The sequence below is a fragment of the Streptomyces sp. CWNU-52B genome (assembly GCF_047444975.1).
In the GTDB taxonomy this organism is placed as follows: Bacteria; Actinomycetota; Actinomycetes; order Streptomycetales; family Streptomycetaceae; genus Streptomyces.
This window is the reverse complement of record NZ_JBLFJV010000003.1, coordinates 45,332-63,376: the sequence shown is the minus strand read 5'-3', so window position 1 is coordinate 63,376 and position 18,045 is coordinate 45,332. Positions and strand designations below refer to the sequence as shown.

11 protein-coding genes are annotated in these 18,045 nt (G+C 72.7%); 2 read left to right on the top strand and 9 right to left on the bottom strand.

What is annotated here, in order from left to right; all coding sequences use genetic code 11:
* Positions 1 to 219: 219 nt before the first annotated feature.
* A complete protein-coding gene (locus ACLVWQ_RS02680; RefSeq protein WP_414106468.1) occupies positions 220 to 3,030 on the bottom strand; it encodes an AAA family ATPase in 2,811 nt (936 codons plus the stop codon).
* Between the two features lie 109 nt (positions 3,031 to 3,139).
* Positions 3,140 to 3,754 carry a TetR/AcrR family transcriptional regulator gene (locus ACLVWQ_RS02675; protein WP_414106467.1) on the bottom strand — a complete coding sequence of 205 codons (615 nt, stop codon included), beginning with the start codon at positions 3,752 to 3,754 and terminating at the stop codon, positions 3,140 to 3,142.
* Positions 3,755 to 4,112: 358 nt separating this feature from the next.
* Here ACLVWQ_RS02675 and ACLVWQ_RS02670 point away from each other — a divergent pair, with 358 nt between their 5' ends.
* Both ACLVWQ_RS02670 and ACLVWQ_RS02665 read left to right on the top strand, forming a co-directional pair.
* On the top strand, positions 4,113 to 4,328 hold the full coding sequence (locus ACLVWQ_RS02670; protein WP_414106466.1) for an MbtH family protein: 216 nt from the start codon (positions 4,113 to 4,115) through the stop codon (positions 4,326 to 4,328).
* A 136-nt stretch (positions 4,329 to 4,464) separates the two neighbouring features.
* Complete coding sequence (locus ACLVWQ_RS02665) at positions 4,465 to 6,699, top strand: pyridoxal-phosphate dependent enzyme (RefSeq protein WP_414106465.1); 2,235 nt, start codon at positions 4,465 to 4,467, stop codon at positions 6,697 to 6,699.
* An 87-nt stretch (positions 6,700 to 6,786) separates the two neighbouring features.
* On the opposite strand, the gene ACLVWQ_RS02660 is transcribed toward ACLVWQ_RS02665, so the two are convergent.
* The 7 genes from ACLVWQ_RS02660 to ACLVWQ_RS02630 all read right to left on the bottom strand — a co-directional run bounded on the left by ACLVWQ_RS02660 (position 6,787) and on the right by ACLVWQ_RS02630 (position 18,020).
* Positions 6,787 to 9,249: an ATP-binding protein gene (locus ACLVWQ_RS02660; RefSeq protein WP_414106464.1), complete on the bottom strand. Its 2,463-nt coding sequence runs from the start codon at positions 9,247 to 9,249 to the stop codon at positions 6,787 to 6,789.
* A 938-nt stretch (positions 9,250 to 10,187) separates the two neighbouring features.
* Complete coding sequence (locus ACLVWQ_RS02655; RefSeq protein WP_414106463.1) at positions 10,188 to 10,910, bottom strand: vWA domain-containing protein; 723 nt, start codon at positions 10,908 to 10,910, stop codon at positions 10,188 to 10,190.
* A gap of 59 nt (positions 10,911 to 10,969) precedes the next feature.
* Positions 10,970 to 11,320 carry a hypothetical protein gene (locus ACLVWQ_RS02650; RefSeq protein WP_414106462.1) on the bottom strand — a complete coding sequence of 117 codons (351 nt, stop codon included), beginning with the start codon at positions 11,318 to 11,320 and terminating at the stop codon, positions 10,970 to 10,972.
* Positions 11,321 to 11,423: 103 nt separating this feature from the next.
* Positions 11,424 to 12,329, bottom strand: coding sequence for a glycoside hydrolase family 16 protein (locus ACLVWQ_RS02645; protein WP_414106461.1), 906 nt, complete (start codon positions 12,327 to 12,329; stop codon positions 11,424 to 11,426).
* 225 nt (positions 12,330 to 12,554) lie between these two features.
* Positions 12,555 to 13,595: a LacI family DNA-binding transcriptional regulator gene (locus ACLVWQ_RS02640; protein WP_414106460.1), complete on the bottom strand. Its 1,041-nt coding sequence runs from the start codon at positions 13,593 to 13,595 to the stop codon at positions 12,555 to 12,557.
* Positions 13,596 to 13,654: 59 nt separating this feature from the next.
* Entirely contained in the window at positions 13,655 to 16,171 is a 2,517-nt protein-coding gene (locus ACLVWQ_RS02635; RefSeq protein ID WP_414106459.1) for a glycoside hydrolase family 3 C-terminal domain-containing protein, read from the bottom strand.
* 88 nt (positions 16,172 to 16,259) lie between these two features.
* Complete coding sequence (locus tag ACLVWQ_RS02630) at positions 16,260 to 18,020, bottom strand: discoidin domain-containing protein (RefSeq protein ID WP_414106494.1); 1,761 nt, start codon at positions 18,018 to 18,020, stop codon at positions 16,260 to 16,262.
* Between the last annotated feature and the right edge of the window lie 25 nt (positions 18,021 to 18,045).

Here is an 18,045-nt window from a genome sequence, read left to right as displayed (position 1 = left end):
CCCTTTTCAGGTGGCGATGGAGTGCTCGGCGTGGAACGTGTACCTTCCGGTTCCTTCCGGGCGTGCGTCGCCCCGCGCTCACGGTGCGCGTGCGGCTCGTACGGTCGTGCGGCCTCTTCATGATCGAGTCTCCTCGACCTTAGGAAGCACGGTCTTGTCCGGTCAAGCAATCCTTTGCCCGGTGTGAAAACACTGTGGTCCGGGGGTTCGGTCGGAACGTCACACCTCGCCGATGTCCGGCGGAAGGGCGTGACGTCCTGGTATGTCGAGCTTTCGGTAGGAGTTCGTCAGATACCTCTCGACCATCCGGGTCGACACGTTGAGGTGCCGTGCGATGTCCGTGTTGCGCAGGCCGGCGGCCGCCAGCCGGGCGACCCGCAACTCGGACGGGGTCAGTCCGGGCAGCGGCGCGGCGACGGCGGGGCTTCTGCTCAGCCTCGCCCGGACCTTCTGCGCCACCCAGTCGGCTCCGCACTCCACGGACAGGGCGTACGCCCGGTCGAGGATCTCCGCGGCCCGTCTGCCGTTGGTCCCCTTGCGGCTGCCCAAGGCGTACAGGGCACGGCACAGTTCATGCCGGTTGGTGCTCTTCTCCAGTACGGACACGGCCTGTGCCAGCAGCTCCGTGCCCCGCCGCCCGGGAGTGACGCGGCCCAGGGCCACGAGGGCCCGGCCCTCCACGGCGGGGGAGCCCCACCGGCGGGCCCGCTCCACCTCCAGCCGGGCGGCGGCCAGCGCCTGGTCCTGCTCGCCGAGCCGATGGTGCATCAGGGCGGCGCAGGAGGACCACGGCAGCAGCATGGGATTGGACCAGCCGATCCGCTCCAGCCGCTCGCCCGCGGTGCGGAAGTGGTGCAGGGCGATGCGGTCCTGACCGCGTCGGGCGGCGAGCAGACCACGGGCCATGTGCAGCAGGGCGGCGAGGTACTGGTCCTCGTGACTGAGCAGGTTGCGGGTCAGGAACTCCTCGGCCAGCTCGGGCTCGTCGCTGTGCAGCGCGACGATGGCGAGGATGGCGGTGCACACGGTCGGCAGACCACTGGCCTGCGGGCCCGCCATGATGTCGGCCCGCAGGATCGTCTGCTTGGCCTCGGCGACGTCGCCGTGGGCGAGGGCCACCATGGCACGTTCGGCCCGCAGGATGGCCTCCTCCACGTCCGCGCCCTCGTCACGGACGCCCTGGCCGGTCGCGAGCAGCCAGCGAGCCGCCTCCCCGGTCCGCTCCGCGGCGGCCAGGACGTTCACGGCCAACGGCAGCGAGGTGTGCGCGTGCCGCGGGTCGGGCGGCTCGTGCCCCAGCAGCAGGTCCCCCAGGTCCGCCGCCCGCTCGGCCGGCATGCTGTTGGTGACGTATGCGATGTGCATCAGCGAGGCGAGCAGTTCCCGCTCGCCCGCCGTGCGGACCGACGGCCGTGGCCCCAGCTGCGCCAGCCGGCGCAGGGCCGCCGGGAAGAGCGCGGGCTCCTGGGAGCCCAGCGCGTACCGGCGGGCCTCCAGCCGCAGGGCCAGTTCGCCCGCCGCGGCGTCGTCCGGGTCCGAACCGCGCAGCTCGCCGGCCACCTCGTCGGTGAGCGCGAGGATGCCGGACTCCGACGGGTGGAAGAGAAGCGGCCCCAACTGGGCCACGGCGGAGGCGCGTTCACGGGACGAGCCGAACAGCGGAAGGGCCTCGACGACGTGACGCAGCGCGGCGACGGTCGCGAATCCGCGTTCCGCCGTGGCCAGGTCCGCCAGCACCCGCGCGCGTACGGAGCCGGTGCACGAGCTGTCCAGCAGGGCCTGGCGCAGATAGCGGGCGGCGTCCCGAGGCGCGCCCCGGGCCAGCGCGCCGGCGGCGGCGGAGCGCAGGATCGGCACGGCCTGCGGGGCCTGCAGGCTGTGCACGGACATGAGCTGCCCGGCCGCGGTCTCCGCCGGGTGCCCGGCGCGGTGCAGCAGGACCGCGGCCCTGTTGCGCAGGACGGTGAGCTCTTCCGCCGGGATGCCGTCCGTCAGCGACTCCCACAGGACCGTGCCCTCCCACCGGCCCTGTGACCTGCCCAGGCCCGTGCGGTCCAGTACGGCGACTGCTGCGGAGTACCGGGCCGCGTCGAGGCCGGCGAGTTCGGCCGCGAGCGACGGGTCCGAGGTCTCACCCAGGACGCACAGCGCGCGTACGGTGCGCCGCACGGGGTCGGGCTGGGAGCGCAGGAACCCGGCCAGGTAGTGGCACAGGGGGTCGGGGCGCAGCGTACGGGCGAGGTCGCCGTGCTCCGCCTTCGGACTCAGGCCGCGGGCGTACGCCTCGTCCAGCAAGGAGCGCAGCAGCAGCGGATTGCCGGCGGAGCGTACCCGCACGGCGTCCACGAACTCGTCGTCGGGCTCGCTGCCGAAGGCGTCCTCGACCAGCCGGCGTACGGCCGCGGGGCCGAGCGGGCCCAACCGCACCGTGCGGTCCGCCGCCTGCGTCAGCTCCTCCAGGAGGGAGCCCCGGGCGGCCGCGAGCCCCGAAGGCAGCGAGACGGCGAAGAGGATCCGGCGCCCGTGCCGCCCGGTGACGCTCCGCGAGAGCGCCAGCAGGGATTCGGCGTCCGCCCACTGCAGGTCGTCGACCAGCACGAGCAGGGCGCTGTCGCGGGACACGGTGTCCAGGAGGGACGACAGGTCGGGCGGCCTGTCACCCGGTCCTTCGGGCAGCCGGCCCCCGCCGGACGCACCCACCACCTGCCCGCCCCGGGCCGCCGCCGCGACCACGTCGCAGCAGGCGGACTCCACCAGCTGGTTCACCACACCCAGCGCGACACCCCGCCCGGACAAGGACGCCTGGGCCCTGAGAACGCGGACCCGTTCGCACCGCGCACGGTGGGAGAGGGCCTCAAGGAACGACGACCTGCCGGTCCCGAGCGCGCCTTCGACGACGAGCAGGGATCCGCTTCCCGTCATGGTCCGCCGCAGATCGGCAGTCGCGTCGGCCAGTTCCGTCTCGCGTTCCAGTAGCACCGATGCCGTCCCGTTCCACATGAGATCCAGCGGCCCCCGCCGTCCGTACATGTACCCATCCTCGGACCGAAGAGCCCCGGGAAACCATCCAGCTGTCCACCGCCTCGGCTTCCAGCCAGGGGTACTGCACCTTCGGCCCGGGACATGTACGGGCGGGGCGCTACGCGGGCTGGGTGCAGCGGTCGAAGATGTCCGTCAACTCCCTTGCCCGGCCGCTGAGATCGGCCACGGAGAACAACTGGTGGTGACGGACGACATTGTCGATGGCTCCCTGGACGGCCAGGGCCATCACCGGCGGATCCGGTATCCGGAACTCACCCGCACGGCACCCCTCCTCCAGCAGGACGACCAGGCTCTCGACGGACAGCGCGCTGCGGGCGACGTCGTCCAGCCCCAGGGCCCGGCGTTCACGGACCAGCTCGACGATCTCGGTCAGCGCCCGGGCGTGCGCCGGGTAGCAGGACATGAAGTCGAAGTGCGACGTGATGTAGGCGTTGAGCTTCCCCCGGTAGGTCGTCTCCTGCGCGATGCGCCGCGTCCGCGCTTCACGGGCCTTTTCGACGATGGTCCGCGTGACCTCCCGCAGGAGTTGCGGCTTTCCCGTGAAGTGGTAAGTGATCAGGCCGGTACTGCTCAGATTGGCATGTCTGCAGATCGCGGTGAAGGACGTCTTCGTGTAGCCGATCTCGGCCAGAGTCTCGATCGTCGCCTCGACGATCTGAGCCCTTCGCGCGTCCTGGGTGAAGGTGCGGCCATGCACAGGATGGGACGGCAATTCCCTCTACCTCATGTCCTCAAGAGTGATAACAGGGTCACGTTCTTTTCCTGGTCCCGGGCGGCCGTCGGCCTGTCCCTCAGCTCTGGTGTCCCGACGGTGCCGGCGTGCGGTCACGCCACCGCCGCGTGTTCTTCGCTGTACTGGGGATTCCCGCTACTGTGCCTGCCCCGACCTGGTCCGGACAGGCGTATCGGGGAGAAACTTGCGAGATCCACCTGGTTTCTCTACGGCGCCGCGAGGCCGCGCGCGATGTCCTGCCGTAACGGTGGATCACACCGACGACCGTACGGCTCGGTGACATGAGGATGACGGCGCGGCGGTGGGCCGGCCACCGCGCGAAGAGCAGAGATGGGCGGTGCGCCAGGTGAATCCGTTCGACGATCCGGACGCCAGGTTCCAGGTCCTCGTCAACGACGAGGGACAGCACTCGTTGTGGCCCGCGTTCGCGGACGTTCCGGACGGCTGGACCGTCGCGCACGACGAGGACAGCCGCGCGGCCTGCATGGCCTACATCGAGGAGAACTGGACCGATCTGCGGCCCAGGAGCCTGGTCGAGGCCATGGAAGGCTGACCGGCCACCCCGTTCCCGCCCGGCCGGGCCCCCGTTCACCCCCAGCCGCCCCGGCCCGCCGTGCGCGGCCGCCCGGCGCCGTCCCCGCCCGTCGAACGCCCGCCGAACCGCCGCGGCACAGCCCCAGGGAGCGCTCATGCGCCATGACACCCTCGTCGACGCCATCGGCAACACCCCGGTCGTCCGACTGCGCGTGGACGCCCCCGACGACGTCGAGGTCTACGCCAAACTCGAACTGCTCAACCCGTACGCCATGAAGGACCGCGTCGCCCGCCGCATCATCCTCGAAGCCCGCCGCACCGGTGTGCTGCGCGAGGGCGCGCCGATCGTGGAGAGCTCCTCGGGGACCATGGCCCTCGGTGTCGCCCTCGTCGGCACCTATCTCGGGCATCCCGTGCACATCGTCACCGACCCCCGCATCGACCCCGTCACCCTCGCCAAGCTGGAGGCGATGGGCTGCAGCGTGCACGTCGTGGAGTCGATGACCGCGCAGGGCTGGCAGAGCGCCCGCCTCGAACGCCTCGCCGACCTCATGCGGGACCTGCCCGGAGCCTGGTGGCCGCAGCAGTACAGCAACCCGGACAACCCCGCCGCCTACCGCACCCTCGCCACCGAACTCGTCGACGACCTGGGCACCGTGGACGTCCTGGTCGGCTCGGTCGGCAGCGGCGGCTCGCTCTGCGGCACCTCGGCCGCGCTCCTGGAACACCTGCCGGACCTGAGGGTGGTGGGTGTCGACTGCGTGGGCAGCGTCCTGTTCGGCCAGCCCGACGTCGCCACCCGCAAACAGAGCGGACTCGGCAACAGCCTCTACCCCGAGAACATCGACTACCGGCTCTTCGACGAGGTGCACTGGCTCTCCGACGACGAGGCGTTCGACGCGACGCGGAGCCTCGCCCGCGAACAGAAGATCTTCGCCGGCAACACCTCGGGCTCCGTCTACCGCGTCCTCACCCACCTCGCCGCCCACGCGGCCCCGGGCACCCGGCTCGTCGGCATCATGCCGGACCGCGGGGACCGGTACGCCGACACCGTCTACCGGCACGAGGCGTCGGGACCGGTCGCCACCACCCCCGCCGAGGTGCCCTTCGGCACGACCGTCGACAGCTGGTCCTACGCGACGCTGCCCCGCGCCGACCGCCCCGTCCTCGTGTTCGTGGAGTCCAACACCACCGGCACCGGCATGCTCGCGCTGCACACCGCGACCCGGCTCGGCTTCGCCCCGGTCCTGCTCGCCAAGGACCCCGGCCGCTACCAGGGTCTGGACGCCACCGGCTGCCCGGCCGTCGTCTGCGACACCGAGGACGACACCGCCGTGCGCGCCGCGGCGCTTTCGGCGGCCGCCGGACGCACCATCGCCGGGGCCACCACGACCAGCGATTTCTACCTGGCGCACACCGCACGCCTGGCCCGGGGGCTCGGCGTCCCCGGACACGCTCCGGACACCGCCGCCGCCTGCCGCGACAAGTCCCTGACCCGCGCCGCCCTGCGTGACGCGGGCGTGCCACAGCCCGCGCACGCGGTGGTCGGCTCCGTCGACGGTGTCGCCGCGGCCGTCGCCCGTGTCGGACTGCCCTGTGTGGTCAAACCGGCCGACGGCTCCGGCTCGCAGGACGTGCGCTGGTGCGCCGACGGCGCCACCGCCCTCGCGCAGGCGGCGCACATCCTCGCGGGCACCGAGAACGCGCGCGGTCAGGCCCGCGCCGGGAAGGTGCTCGTCGAGGAGTTTGTCGACGGACCGGAGTACAGCGTGGAGATGTTCTGCGCCGACGGCGAGGCCGTGTGCGTGGGCGTCACCCAACGGACCACCACGGCGCTGCCGTACTTCGTCGAGACCGGACACCTCTTCCCGGCCGAACTGCCCGCCACGGCGCGGGCGGAGCTCGCCGAGACCGCACGGCAGGCGCTCAAGGCCATCGGATTCGAACGGGGACCGGCCCACATCGAGGCCCGGCTGACACCGGCGGGCCCCGCCGTCATCGAGATCAACGGGCGCCTCGCCGGCGGGATGATTCCCGAACTGGTCCGCGCCGCCACCGGGATCGACCTGCTCGACCAGCAGGTGCGGGCCGCCACCGGGCGCCCCCTCAGGCTCACCGCCGACCGTGCCCGCCACGCCGGACTACGGTTCCTCACCGCCGCGGACTCCGGCCGGCTGACCGGCGTCAGCGGGACCGCCGAGGCCGCCCGCGTCCCCGGCGTCGAGGCCGTCGTCGTCACCGGCACCCCGGGCCGCACGGTCCGCCCGCCCCAGGACGCGTACGACCGTCTCGGCCATGTCGTCGCCGTCGCCGCCACGCCGCGGGAGGTCGAGGCCGCACTCGACACCGCGATGGGCCTGCTCCGCGTGGAGACCGCCCCCGCCCGGTGAGACGGCCCGACAGCCGCCCACGTACAGCCGCCCACGCGCAGGCGCTCGGCCGGGAACCCCGGCCGAGCGCCTGCGCACGCTGCCCGGTCAGCCGACCACGCGCTGCAGGGGCCACTCGAATTCGCCGGGTCCGGGGGCCGCCGCGGAGCCCGGCCGCTCCCGCGCCGCCCACGCCGCGATGTGGGCCCGGGACCGCAGCCCCAGCGTGGTGCGGATGTGCCGGATGTGCGTCTCCACCGTGCGCACCGACACATGGATCCGAGCCGCAATCTGACGGTTGGTCAGCCCCTCCACGACCAGCGCGGCCACGTCCCGCTCCCGCCGGCTCAGCGGATGCGCGGCCCCCTCGTCCCGGGGCCCCGCCGTGTCGTCGCCGAGCGAGAACGACAGCGCCTGCCGCCACGGCATGGCACGGCCGGCCTCCAGCCACGCCTCGGCACGGCCGGCGGGCAGCGCCCGCAGCGCGGCCTCACGCGTCGCCAGGACCCGCTGCCGCCACCACGCGCTGCCCCGCTGCCCGCCGCCGCAGACCCGCTCCGCCGCGCCGAGCAGCCGCAGCCCCCGGTCGAACCCGTAGCCGCGCGCCGCGACCAGCGCCAGGCCCTCGAGCGCCCGCGCGGCGTCCGCGTGCGGCTCCGACTGACCGCGCAGCGACTCGGCGAAACACTCCTCGGCCCGCACCAGGTCGTCCTTCTCCAGGGCCAGCGCCCCGGCGGTGACCAGGACCGAGCTCAGCCACCGAGGCGCCACCCGCCGGCGCAGCACCGGAAGCACCCGCCCGATCTCCCGCTCCGCACTGCCCAGTTCGCCGTTCTCCACCTGGTGCCGGGCGATCACACCGAGGCTCAACGCCGTCAGGATGTCGTGCCGCAGCCGCAGCCCGGTCTCCAGCGACTCCTCCAGATCGTTGAGCGAGGCCTCCCGTTCGTCCCGTGTCTGGCGGATCGTGCCGCGCACCAGCAGCAGCCGGCCCAGCAGCGCCGACGAGCCCCGCCCGCGTTCCACCCGTACCGCCTCGTCGGCGTACAGTGCCGCCCGCTCGGGTTCGGTGTCCCGGATCGCCAGGGCCATCGCCTCCAGTGCGACGGAGCGGTAGACCGAGTCCGGCGCGGTGCGTTCCAGGGCGTGTTCCACGAGCCCCGCCACCCCCGCGCCCTGTCCCCGCGCCACCTCCACCGCGGCCAGCGCCCCCGCCAGCAGCAACTGGCGCTCGTCGGAGCCCGATCCGAGCCGGCGCACGGCGTGCGCGAGATTGACGCGCTCCACCTCCAGGGTCTCCAGCGTCGCGACCGACACCACCGCCTCGCCGTGCAGGGGCAAGGACATCGATGTCAACCAGGCGACCAGCCGCTCGTACGTCCCGGTGTCCTCCTCCTCGGCGACGAGCCGTTCCTGTCCGAAGCACTGCATGGACTCCAGCAGTCCGAACCGGGTCGGACCGCCGGTGCGGGCCAGCGGGGTGATGACGGACTTCGACTCCAGGGCGACGAGGAGCTCCGGCAGGACGGCCGCGGCCTCCGGCACGTCGGCGGTGACCGCCGCGGCGGCGGCCGGTCCGAAGCCGCCCGGCAGCACCGACAACCGGCGCAGCAACGCCTGTTCCACCGGGCTCAGCAGACCGTAACCCCACTCCAGGGAGGCGCGCAGACTCTGGTGGCGGTCGTCGGCGAGCCGCCACCCGTTCGTCAGAAGCGCCAAGCGGTCGTGCAGCCGCGAGCGGATCTCCGCCGGCGGGAAGACCCGGATCAGCCGGGCGGCCATCTCGATGGGCAGCGGCAGCCCGTCCAGCCGCACGCAGATCTCGTCCACGTGCGCCGCGTTGTCCCCGTCGAGCTGGAAGTCGGGGGCGACGGCCCGGGCCCGGTCCATGAACAGGGCGACCGCGTCCGAGCGCAGACAGTCGGCGAGCGTGCTGCCGGACTCCGGGTCGCTCAGCGCCAGACCGGTGACGGAGAACACCGACTCGCCCGGCAGGCGCAGCGGCTCCCTGCTGGTCGCCAGCACCCTGAGCCGGGGCCGTCCGGGCAGCAGTTCGCTCAGCAGCGCTCCGCAGCTGTCCAGGACGTGCTCGCAGTCGTCGAGGACGAGCAGTCTGTTCCGGTCGGAGGCCCCCACCCCGTCGCCGGCGTCCCGCACCTCGTCGAGCGCGGCCAGGATCCGCCGGCGTATCTCACCGGACTCGGTGGTCCCGCCGAGCTTCACCACCGAGACCTCGCAGCGCCGGCTGCGCGCCTCCTGGCCGGCCAGCTCCAACGCGAGGCGGGACTTGCCGACCCCGGCGGGGCCGGTCAGCGTCAGCAGCCGCACCTCGTGCAACAGCCTTGTCAGTTCCACCAGTTCGTCGGTGCGCCCGACGAAGCTGCTGAGCTGGGTGAGCGGCCCGCCGCCCAGCGCGGCCTCCACGCCCCCGGACTGCTGACGCAGCCGGTAGGACCGTTGGCGGCAGGCGTTGGAGCAGTAGCGGGCCCGGGGTGGCGAGGTACGGGTCTGTTTCGGACGGGTCAGTGGTTCGTCGCAGGTGTCGCACGTGGCAGTCGTGGGGGTGGACATGGCACACACCTTTCGTGGTGTCGACAGGGACAGCGGCGCGAGGCAACCCGACAGACGGGGGTCCACTCCGTTCGGTACGGACGGTGGTGGGCGACCCGGAGTCGGCCGCGCGGGAACACGTTCGGCTGTGACCTGTTGAACGTGTGGCGGGGTCGTTCACGGGGAACGGCGACGCGAGGGCCTGCCGAATCCGTACCCCGCCGCATCCGGGAGAGCGAAATCTCCCGGTGAACCAGAGGAATCCTTGGCCAATTTCAGTGTCACGCACCGGATACCTGTACCGGGTGAAGCACGGCCAAGGGGTTTAGCGTAATCGGTAAGAAACTTTCCAGTGCGCGTCAATTCAGGGGCTGTGGTTCACATGCCCGCGGTGAGAGTGACGGATTCGGCCCGGTACGACTACGGCCGGGCCGGGAGGGGGCGCGCCGCCTGCTGCGGGGCCGGTGCTCCGGCGAGGCGTCAGGGTGGGCGGCCCGAGGGCTACTTGACGGCCTTGGGTCGCATCCGTGGTGGCCGGCGGCCCACCGGCGTAGTCCCCATGGAGTGGCCGCGGGGGACCAGAGCCGCCCGGACGGGGGCTCTGGACGCACGGAACCTGGGCGCGCAGGGCGACACGTACGCGGACCGCCCGAAGGCCGGGCGGTCGGTGTGCGGGGTATCTGCAATGGGGTCGGTCACTACTGGATACCGTCTTTCTGCACTGAGATGTGGGGGATCGTCACCGTGGAGCGAATGGTGACGATGCGGGGCCGCTGTCCCGCTCCCGTGCGATTACTTCGACCCTAGGAATGGTGTTGTCGGCGGGTCAAGCAATGTTTTGCACAGTGTCAAAAGACTGTGGTTCGGAGGTTCGGTTGCGGAGCGCCCGTTTCCTTGTCGGACGAGCCCGGTTCGAGCCCGTTTTGAAAACGTCGCGAAATATTCAACAGCAATTGGATTTATTCCCCGGAGCGTGTGCCACCCGGGGGCCCGATGACCTGCGCGGCGCGAGCGGCGGACAGCCAGCGGGGGAACTCCCGCAGCAGCCGGTCGTACAGCAGACCGTCGTCCACCGTGCGGGGGTCGCGGCCCGCGTGGAAGAAGCCGGCGTTGTCGACGATGCGGCGCGCGGGCACGTCGAGGGTGTCGAGGCGGTGCAGGAAGGCGAACTCGCTGTCGTCGGGGTCGCCGAAGCCGATGAACTGCCAGAACAGCGGCAGGCGGGCGGCTTTGCACAGGAAGCGTTCGGCGGCGGGCCCGCTGGTGGGCCCGCCGTCCGTCTGGAAGATCACCAGGGCGGGATCGGTGCTGCCGGAGTCGAGATAGTGGTCGATGACCTCGTCCATCGCCCAGTGGTAGTTCGTGCGTCCCATGTGGCCGAGGTTCTCGTGCAGCTTGTCGATGCGGCCCGGATGATTGCCGAGGCGCAGGTCGGTGGACCCGTCGACGTCGGTGGAGAAGAACACCACGGGTACGGTGCCGTCGTCGTCGAGGTGGGCCGACAGGGAGAGCACCTGTTCGCCCAGGTGCTGCATGGTGCCGTCCTTGTAGTAGGGCCGCATCGACCCGGACCGGTCGAGGACCAGGTACACCGCGGCGCGCACCCCTTCGAGGCCGTGCGCGCGCAGGCCGGAGCCGGCCGCCTTGTAGAGGCTCACGAGCTCCGGGGCTCTGGTCCGCATCGTGGACAGGCTGATCGCCGCGGTGGCGTCATCCGCTGTGGGTGCTTCGGTCGCTCGGGTCATGGCCGCCGTTCGGTGAGGGGTGCGCCCACCATTGTGTGGGCACGGGCGGCGCCGCGGGTGCGGAACGGCCTCCTGCTCGTCCACTGGGCCGACCGGTCCCACGCGTGCCGCGCCGTGCTGAGCGCCTCGCCGCGGTAGGTGCGCAACTGTCCGCGGGAGAGCCGGGCGCGTTGTCCACCGCCCGTGATCATGGCGTTGACCGACGCCATGGGGTCGCCCCCGACCGCCCGCGAGGCCAGCGCCCCCACCACCAGGGGGACCAGCACGACCGCGAGAGCCGAACCGGTCGCGACCGCCGTGCCGGTGGCGGTGCGCAGGGGGCGATCTCGCGGGATGTCCTTGACCATGACGACAGTTCAGCAGCCGCCGGGACCTCGGGCATCGGAGCACCTACTCAGCCGGTTCGGCCGACGTACTCAGACGGGGGCCGCCACCGCGCCGGTCCGCGGGCTACTTCCAGCCGTACGCGTACGCCGCGATCCACGTGATGTCGAGCTGCGCGCTGCTGCCGGGCGCAGCCCCCGGACCTTCCAGGGCGCTCTCGTTCTGGAGCACCCAGGAGAGCGGGCCGTCGGGCACCCCGCGGGTGTCGTGCCCGGTCTCACGGCCGTCGACGAAGAACCTCACCAGGCCGGGCGTCCATTCCGTGGACACGGTGTGCCACTCGGTCCAGCTGTCGGCGCCCGGGAAGTACCCCTGCTCGCCGCCCCCGCACGGATGGTGGAAGGCCGAGAGCGTACCGGTCCACTCGCCCTCGGGATGGTCCATCTCGCATCCTCCGCCGTAGTGCAGCCAGGCGGACTTGTACCCGGGCTCCGCCCTCGTCACCTTGATGCGGGCCGAGTACTTGCCGTAGGCCATCTCCATCGTCGCGCGGGGCACCACCGCCGCGGAGTGGACCGGGCCGCCGTCGGCGGGCCGCCACATCCGGATGAACATCCGCCCGTCGCCGTCGGACGCGGGCCCCACACTCACGGTGTCCTCGGGGTGGTGCACACCCACCACGTCACGGCCCCGGCTCTCGGCGGTGTCGGGCCAACCGGTGGGGTAGGCCCACCAGTTGTCGCGGAACGCGCCGCGCAGCCCTCCGCAGTGGGCGGCGGAGGTGTCGACACGGTGGTCGCAGTCGCTGAACGAACCGAGCGGTACGCGGTCGCCGTCGAAGTCCTCCGCGAGGACCTGCCAGAAGGGGCCGCAGTCACCACGGGGCAGACGTACCGCCGGGGAGCCGCAGGCGTCGCCCGGCGCGGGCGCGCCGTCGGCGCGGGGGAGCCACAGGAGCGCGGCCACGAGCACGACCACTGCGGACACCAGGAGGACCGGCCGTGCGCGGTGCGGCGCTGCGTGCGAACCCATCACAGACTCCTCGCGTCCGGACCACCGGAGGTGTCCACCCGCGTGCGGGGCCGGCCGTCGAACGCCTGGGGCCGCCCGGGAGGACGCCGCGTCACGAGAGGACATCCTCGCCGGTTTGACCGGCCGGCGCCATCCCCGGTACCGCCCCGAACGCGGCCGCACCACAAGGATCCGGCCGGACACGCTGGTCGGACGGCCCTGCGCGGACCGCCCTCGCGGACGGCCCTACGCCGACTCCCGGACCACCAGTTCAGGGTCGAAGATGATCGAGGTCGGCTCGGTGCGGACACCTCTGATGTGCTCGGCGAGCAGCCGGGCCATCGCCGCCGCCATGTCCTCGACCGGCTGGCGGACGGTGGTCAGCGGTGGCCGGCAGGTGACCGCCACGCTCGAATCGTCGAACCCGACGACCGCGACGTCGTGCGGCACCCGGCGCCCCCGCTCCCGCAGCACCTGGCAGATCCCCTGAGCCATCAGATCGTTGGCCGCGAACACCCCGTCCACGTCCGGGTGTTCGGCGAGCAGTTCCGTCATCGCGGCCATGCCGCTGTCGACGGTGAAGCCCCCCTGCGCGAGCGGAACGTACGCGTGCCCGTGCCGGGCCATCGCGTCGCGGAACCCGGCCAGCCGCTCCTGGCTCGCGAGCACGGCCAGCGGCCCGGACACGGTGACGATCCGCCGGCAGCCCCGGCCGAGCAGATGCTCGGCCGCGAGCCGCCCGCCGTCCCGGTGGGCGAGATCGACATAGCTGAGCGCGACCGGCCGGGAGGGCCGGGCGAACAGCACGGCGGGCAGCCCGGCACCGGCCAGCAGCGCGGGCAGCGGATCGTCGGCGTGTGTCGAGACCACGAGGGCCCCGTCCGCACTGCCCTGCCGCAGATACGTCACGACCTCCTGCCGCGCCTCGGCGGTCTCGGCGAACATGAGCACCGGATGCATCGACCGCGGACGCAGATGACCGACGACCCCGCTCACCACCCGGCCGAAGAACGGATCCGCCAACGCCCGCGCGGCGAACGCGTTCTGCTCCTCGTCCGAGACCTCACCGGCGCCGGACACCACGAGCGCCACGGTCTCGGTACGCCGGGTCACCAGCGATCTGGCGGCCTGGTTGGGCGCGTAACCCGTCCTGCTGATCGCCCGCCGGACCGTCTCCTGGATGGCGGGGTCGACGTTGCGGACCCCGTTGATGACGCGGGACACGGTCGCCCGGGAGACACCCGCCTCCCGGGCCACATCCTCCAGGGTCGGGGCCTGTCTGCTCATGCCCGCACCCTAACGGCACAGGTCATGGACGGCATAGAGCGCTCTCCCGGAGCACCGGATCACTCCCTCACCCGCACCTCCACCCCGAGGGTCAGCGGTAGGTCCCCCGCGGAGCGTCCCGCCAGCACCTGGCACGGCCCCGGTTCCGTACGCCACGCGCCGTCCTCGGCGCACCAGTGGCGCAGCGCCCTGGCCGGGACGCACACCGACGCGGTCACCGTCTCACCGGGCCCGGCGCGTACCGCCGTGTATCCCGCGAGCCACCGGCGCGGGTACTCCACCTCGGCCCCGGCCCGCGCCAGATAGACCTGGACGACCTCGCGCCCGGCCCGCGCCCCGGTGTTGCGCACGCTGACCCGCACGGTGAACGGCGCCCCGGCGGCGACCTCGTGAGGCCCCGTCAGCTTCTCGTAGGCCCAACTCGTGTAGCCGAGTCCGTGGCCGAACCAGTAGGCGGGGGCGCGCTCGTGCCGGAGCCACGCGCGGTAGCCGACGTGGAGGCCCTCGTCGTAGTCGAGCCGGCCCCCGACCGGTTGCGTACGGCTGACCGGCGCGTCGGCGAGTGTGACCGGCCAGGTGGTGGGCAGCCGCCCGCCCGGTTCGGCCCGTCCCAGGAGCACGTCGGCCAGACCGCCGCCGCCCTCCTGCCCCGGGAACCAGGCCAGCAGCAGGGCGCCGACCTCCTCGCGCCAGGGGAGTTCGACCGGCCCGCCGCTGTTGACGACGGCCACCGTCCGGGGATTGGCGGCGGCCACCGCACGGACCAGGGCGTCCTGGGCGTCCCCCAGCGCGAGGTCGCGGCGGTCGTACCCCTCCGACTCGCTGTGCTCCGTGGTCCCCACCACCACGACGGCCGCGTCCGCCGCACCGGCGGCACGGGCCGCGGCGGCGATCGACCGCCGGCCGTCGGCCCGCGGCGGGGCCGCGCTCACGATCGTCGCCCTGCCGGTGCCGGGCGCGAGCCGGCGCCGCGCCACGAGCAGCGCGTCCTGCCCCGCCGTGAGGTGCGCGACGACGTGGTGCGCCGGCGGAGTCACATGGACGAGCGCCGGATCGTCCGTCCGCCTGCTGAACTCCTCGTCCAGCAGGACGTGTTCGTCCAGGCTGAGCCGCATGCGCCCGAAGCCCGCGATACCCAGCGTCCAGCGGCCCGTCACCCGCGGCCGCAACCGGGCCCGGATCTCGACGGTATGGGCGCCCGCGCGGAGAGGCGGCTCCAACTGCCGTCCGGTTGACCGGCGTTCGGCGTACAGCTCGCACCCGGACGCGTCGAGTACGCGCAGCAGGACCCCGGGCAGGCCGGAGCGCGGATCCGCGCACAGGTCCGTGCCCAGCGCCGGAGCGGGCCCCCCGGACGCCGGCCCGGGTACGTGGACGACCTCGGCCCGCCCGCGCAGCAGGGACCGCAGTCCCTCCAGCACGGACACCTCGTGCCGCGGGAAGACACCGGCACTGCCTCCGCCCTGCGTACGGGTGTGCGCGGCGTGCGCGCCGACCAGGGCGACGGTCCGCAGCTCGGGCCCCAGCGGGAGAACACCCCGGTTGGCCAGCAGGACCGTACCGGCGGCGACCGTGCGGCGCAGCTGGGCCCGGTCGTCACGCGGGCGGGACCCGGTCGTAGGACGGGGACGCCGGCCGGCCGGACCGCGTTCAGCCGCTCCCCGTTCCCGCGGTGCGTGTCCGTGCAGTCCCCGCTCGTCAGGGCCGCGCCCGTCCGGCTCACCGAGCGCCCCGACCCTCGCCGCGAGCCGCAGCAGATGCCGCACCTTGTCGTCGACGGCCGTCTGCGGCACGCCGCCGTCCTCCACGGCCCGTACGAGCGCCTCGCCCCAGAGACTCTCCGGTCCCGGCATCACCAGGTCGAGACCGGCCCGAGCGGTGTCGGGCATGGTGCGTACGGCCCCCCAGTCGGAGACCACCACGCCGTCGAAGCCCCACTCGTCCCGCAGCGGGTCCGTCAGCAGCCGGCTCGCCGTCATCGTACGGCCGTTGACCGCGTTGTAACCGGCCATGACGACCGATACCCCGGCGGCGACGGCGGTTTCGAACGGGGCGAGATAGACCTCTCGCAGGGCCCGCTCACCGACCCGCACGTCGACGGTGAGGCGCTCGCTCTCGGAGTCGTTGGCCACGTAGTGCTTGGCCGCGGCGGCCACACCCCGGGCCTGGACACCGCGGATCAGCGCGGCGCCGAGGCGGCCGGTGAGCTCGGGATCCTCGGAGAGGCACTCGAAGTGCCGCCCGCCGAGCGGGCTGCGGTGCAGATTGAGGTTCGGCGCGAGGACCACGTCCACGCCCTTGCGCCGCGCCTCAGCGGCGAGGAGTGACCCGAGCCGCTCGACCAGGTCGTCGTCCCACGTGGCGCCGAGCGCCGACGCCGACGGCAGCAGCAGCGCCGTGCGCCGCTCGTCCCACGACTCACCGCGTACCCCCGCGGGACCGTCCGACATCACCAACTCCCGCAGGCCGAGCGCGGGTTCGGCGTGGGTGCGCCAGGTGCTCGCCCCGCTGAGCAGCCGGACCCTGGCCCGGAGCGTCAGCTTGTCGAGCAGCCGGTCGAGATCGTCATCGGTCATTCCCGCCCGTTCGTCCCTTCCTGTGGTCCACGTCCACGGGACCGGCCGGCTCTCGGAGCCGGCCGCCCGCGGGGTCGGAGCCGGCGGGTCAGTTGTAGACGCCGAACTCGTAGAGGGAGTAGCCCCATCCGGTGCCGCGTGCCGTGCCGTTGACGCGGACGTAGCGTCCGGTGCCCGCGACGTCGAAGTCGTCGACCCCGCCGTTGCCGTCGGTCACCTCGCGCACGGTCCGCCAGTTCTCGCCGTCGTCGGACGTCTGGATCGTGTACGCCTTGGCGTACGAGGTCTCCCAGACCAGCTGCACATGCCGGAACGTGCTGCTCGTGCCGAGATCGACCCGCAGCCACTGCGGGTCGCTCCAGTCACTGGCCCAGCGGGTGTCGTTCTTCCCGTCCACGGCGCCCGCGGCGGTGCAGGGGCAGTCGCCGCCGCCCGTCTGGTACGAGGAGGCCGTGGCCGGCCTGCCCAGGGCGAGGTTGGTGCCGTCGACGGCCGGCGGCACCACCCGGACGGAGCGGGTCTCGACGCCGACGTTGCCCCTGCCGTCCGTGGCCTTGACGTAGATCTTCCAGACCCCGGGCCGGTCGGGCGCGGTCACTTTCAGCCGGCCGCCGCCCAGGTCGGTGTGCGCCAGCGTGGTCAGCTGCTTGCCCTGGTCGATGTACGTGCTGTTGGCCAGGACCTCGTACGAGATCGCGTCCCCGTCCGGGTCGCTCGCACTCACCGCGAGCGTCAGGTCGCGCCCCGCCTGCACCTTGCCCGCGTCGCCCTCGACGGACAGGGTACTCACGACCGGGGGCGTGTTGTCGCGCGAGGTGTCGGCGCCGTAGGCACGCTTCACCGCGTAGTACGACAGCCGTTTCTGTCCCGCGGGCAGCAGGTTGAACCAGATACCGCCGAAGTCGTACTCGGTGCCGTAGTGGAACATCGTGGCGCCGAGCGCGACCCCCCGGTGCCCGGTGACACAGCCCCACGCCTTGGTGTACCCCTCGGCCTTGGCCCGGTCGGTGGGTTCCTGGGGGACCCCGTTGGCGTCGTCGGGCACCTCCCACTCGCCCGCGGGCCCGGTCTCGGTGACGATGTACGGCTTGGTGTAACCGCCCTGCTCCCAGGCCGACCTGATGTCGCACACCGCGTTGTAGGCGTTGACGGCGTACAGGTCGAGGTCGGGCGCGTTCCTCTTGTAGTAGGGCCACGCGCCGACCCACGCGTCGGTCGAGGTCACCGGATGGTCGGGATCGACCCCGTGGATCTTCTTCGTGACGTCGTTGACGAAGGTGGTGTAGGCGTCGCGCTGCCGTTCGAGCTCGTCGCCGCTGTAGCAGTTCTGCAGGCCGAGCACCGACTCGTTGCCGACGTTCCACATCAGCACACCGGGGTGGTCCTTGTACTCCTGGACCCACTTCGGGAACTCGTCGAGCATCTGGTTCTTGTACGCGGTGTCCGTCAGGTAGTTCACACAGCCGCCGCTGCCCGGACCACCGCCGGGCTGCAGCCAGAACCCGGCGACGACCTTGATGCCGTTGGCCGCCGCGGAGTCGAAGAGGGCCTTGCTGGAGGCGTCCGTGCCCCAGGTGCGGATGGTGTTGGCACCCATGGATCTGACGTCGGGCAGGTACCGGCCGGCGTCGGCCACGGCGGGGCCCCAGGTCAGTCCCTTGACCTGGTACGGACTGCCGTCCACGGTCAGCTGCCAGTTGCCCTGGGAGCCGGTCACCCTGACCACGCTGCCGGCGGCGTGCGCCTGCTGCGCGGGCAGGGAGAGGGCGCCGGCGGCCAGCAGCCCTGCGGTGAGGGGCGCCGCGATACGGCGCGTACGGGTACGCGTACGAGTGAGAGTCGGGCTCATGTGGGGGTCTCCGGTGTGCGGGTGG

Excerpts from the sequence above, each read along its gene's own strand:
- ACLVWQ_RS02645 (WP_414106461.1), bottom strand. The coding sequence starts at position 12,329 with ATGGGTTCGCACGCAGCGCCGCACCGCGCACGGCCGGTCCTCCTGGTG.
- ACLVWQ_RS02680 (WP_414106468.1), bottom strand. The coding sequence starts at position 3,030 with ATGTACGGACGGCGGGGGCCGCTGGATCTCATGTGGAACGGGACGGCA.
- ACLVWQ_RS02665 (WP_414106465.1), top strand. The coding sequence starts at position 4,465 with ATGCGCCATGACACCCTCGTCGACGCCATCGGCAACACCCCGGTCGTC.
- ACLVWQ_RS02655 (WP_414106463.1), bottom strand. The coding sequence starts at position 10,910 with ATGCGGACCAGAGCCCCGGAGCTCGTGAGCCTCTACAAGGCGGCCGGC.
- ACLVWQ_RS02630 (WP_414106494.1), bottom strand. The coding sequence starts at position 18,020 with ATGAGCCCGACTCTCACTCGTACGCGTACCCGTACGCGCCGTATCGCG.
- ACLVWQ_RS02635 (WP_414106459.1), bottom strand. The coding sequence starts at position 16,171 with ATGACCGATGACGATCTCGACCGGCTGCTCGACAAGCTGACGCTCCGG.
- ACLVWQ_RS02650 (WP_414106462.1), bottom strand. The coding sequence starts at position 11,320 with ATGGTCAAGGACATCCCGCGAGATCGCCCCCTGCGCACCGCCACCGGC.
- ACLVWQ_RS02640 (WP_414106460.1), bottom strand. The coding sequence starts at position 13,595 with ATGAGCAGACAGGCCCCGACCCTGGAGGATGTGGCCCGGGAGGCGGGT.
- ACLVWQ_RS02660 (WP_414106464.1), bottom strand. The coding sequence starts at position 9,249 with ATGTCCACCCCCACGACTGCCACGTGCGACACCTGCGACGAACCACTG.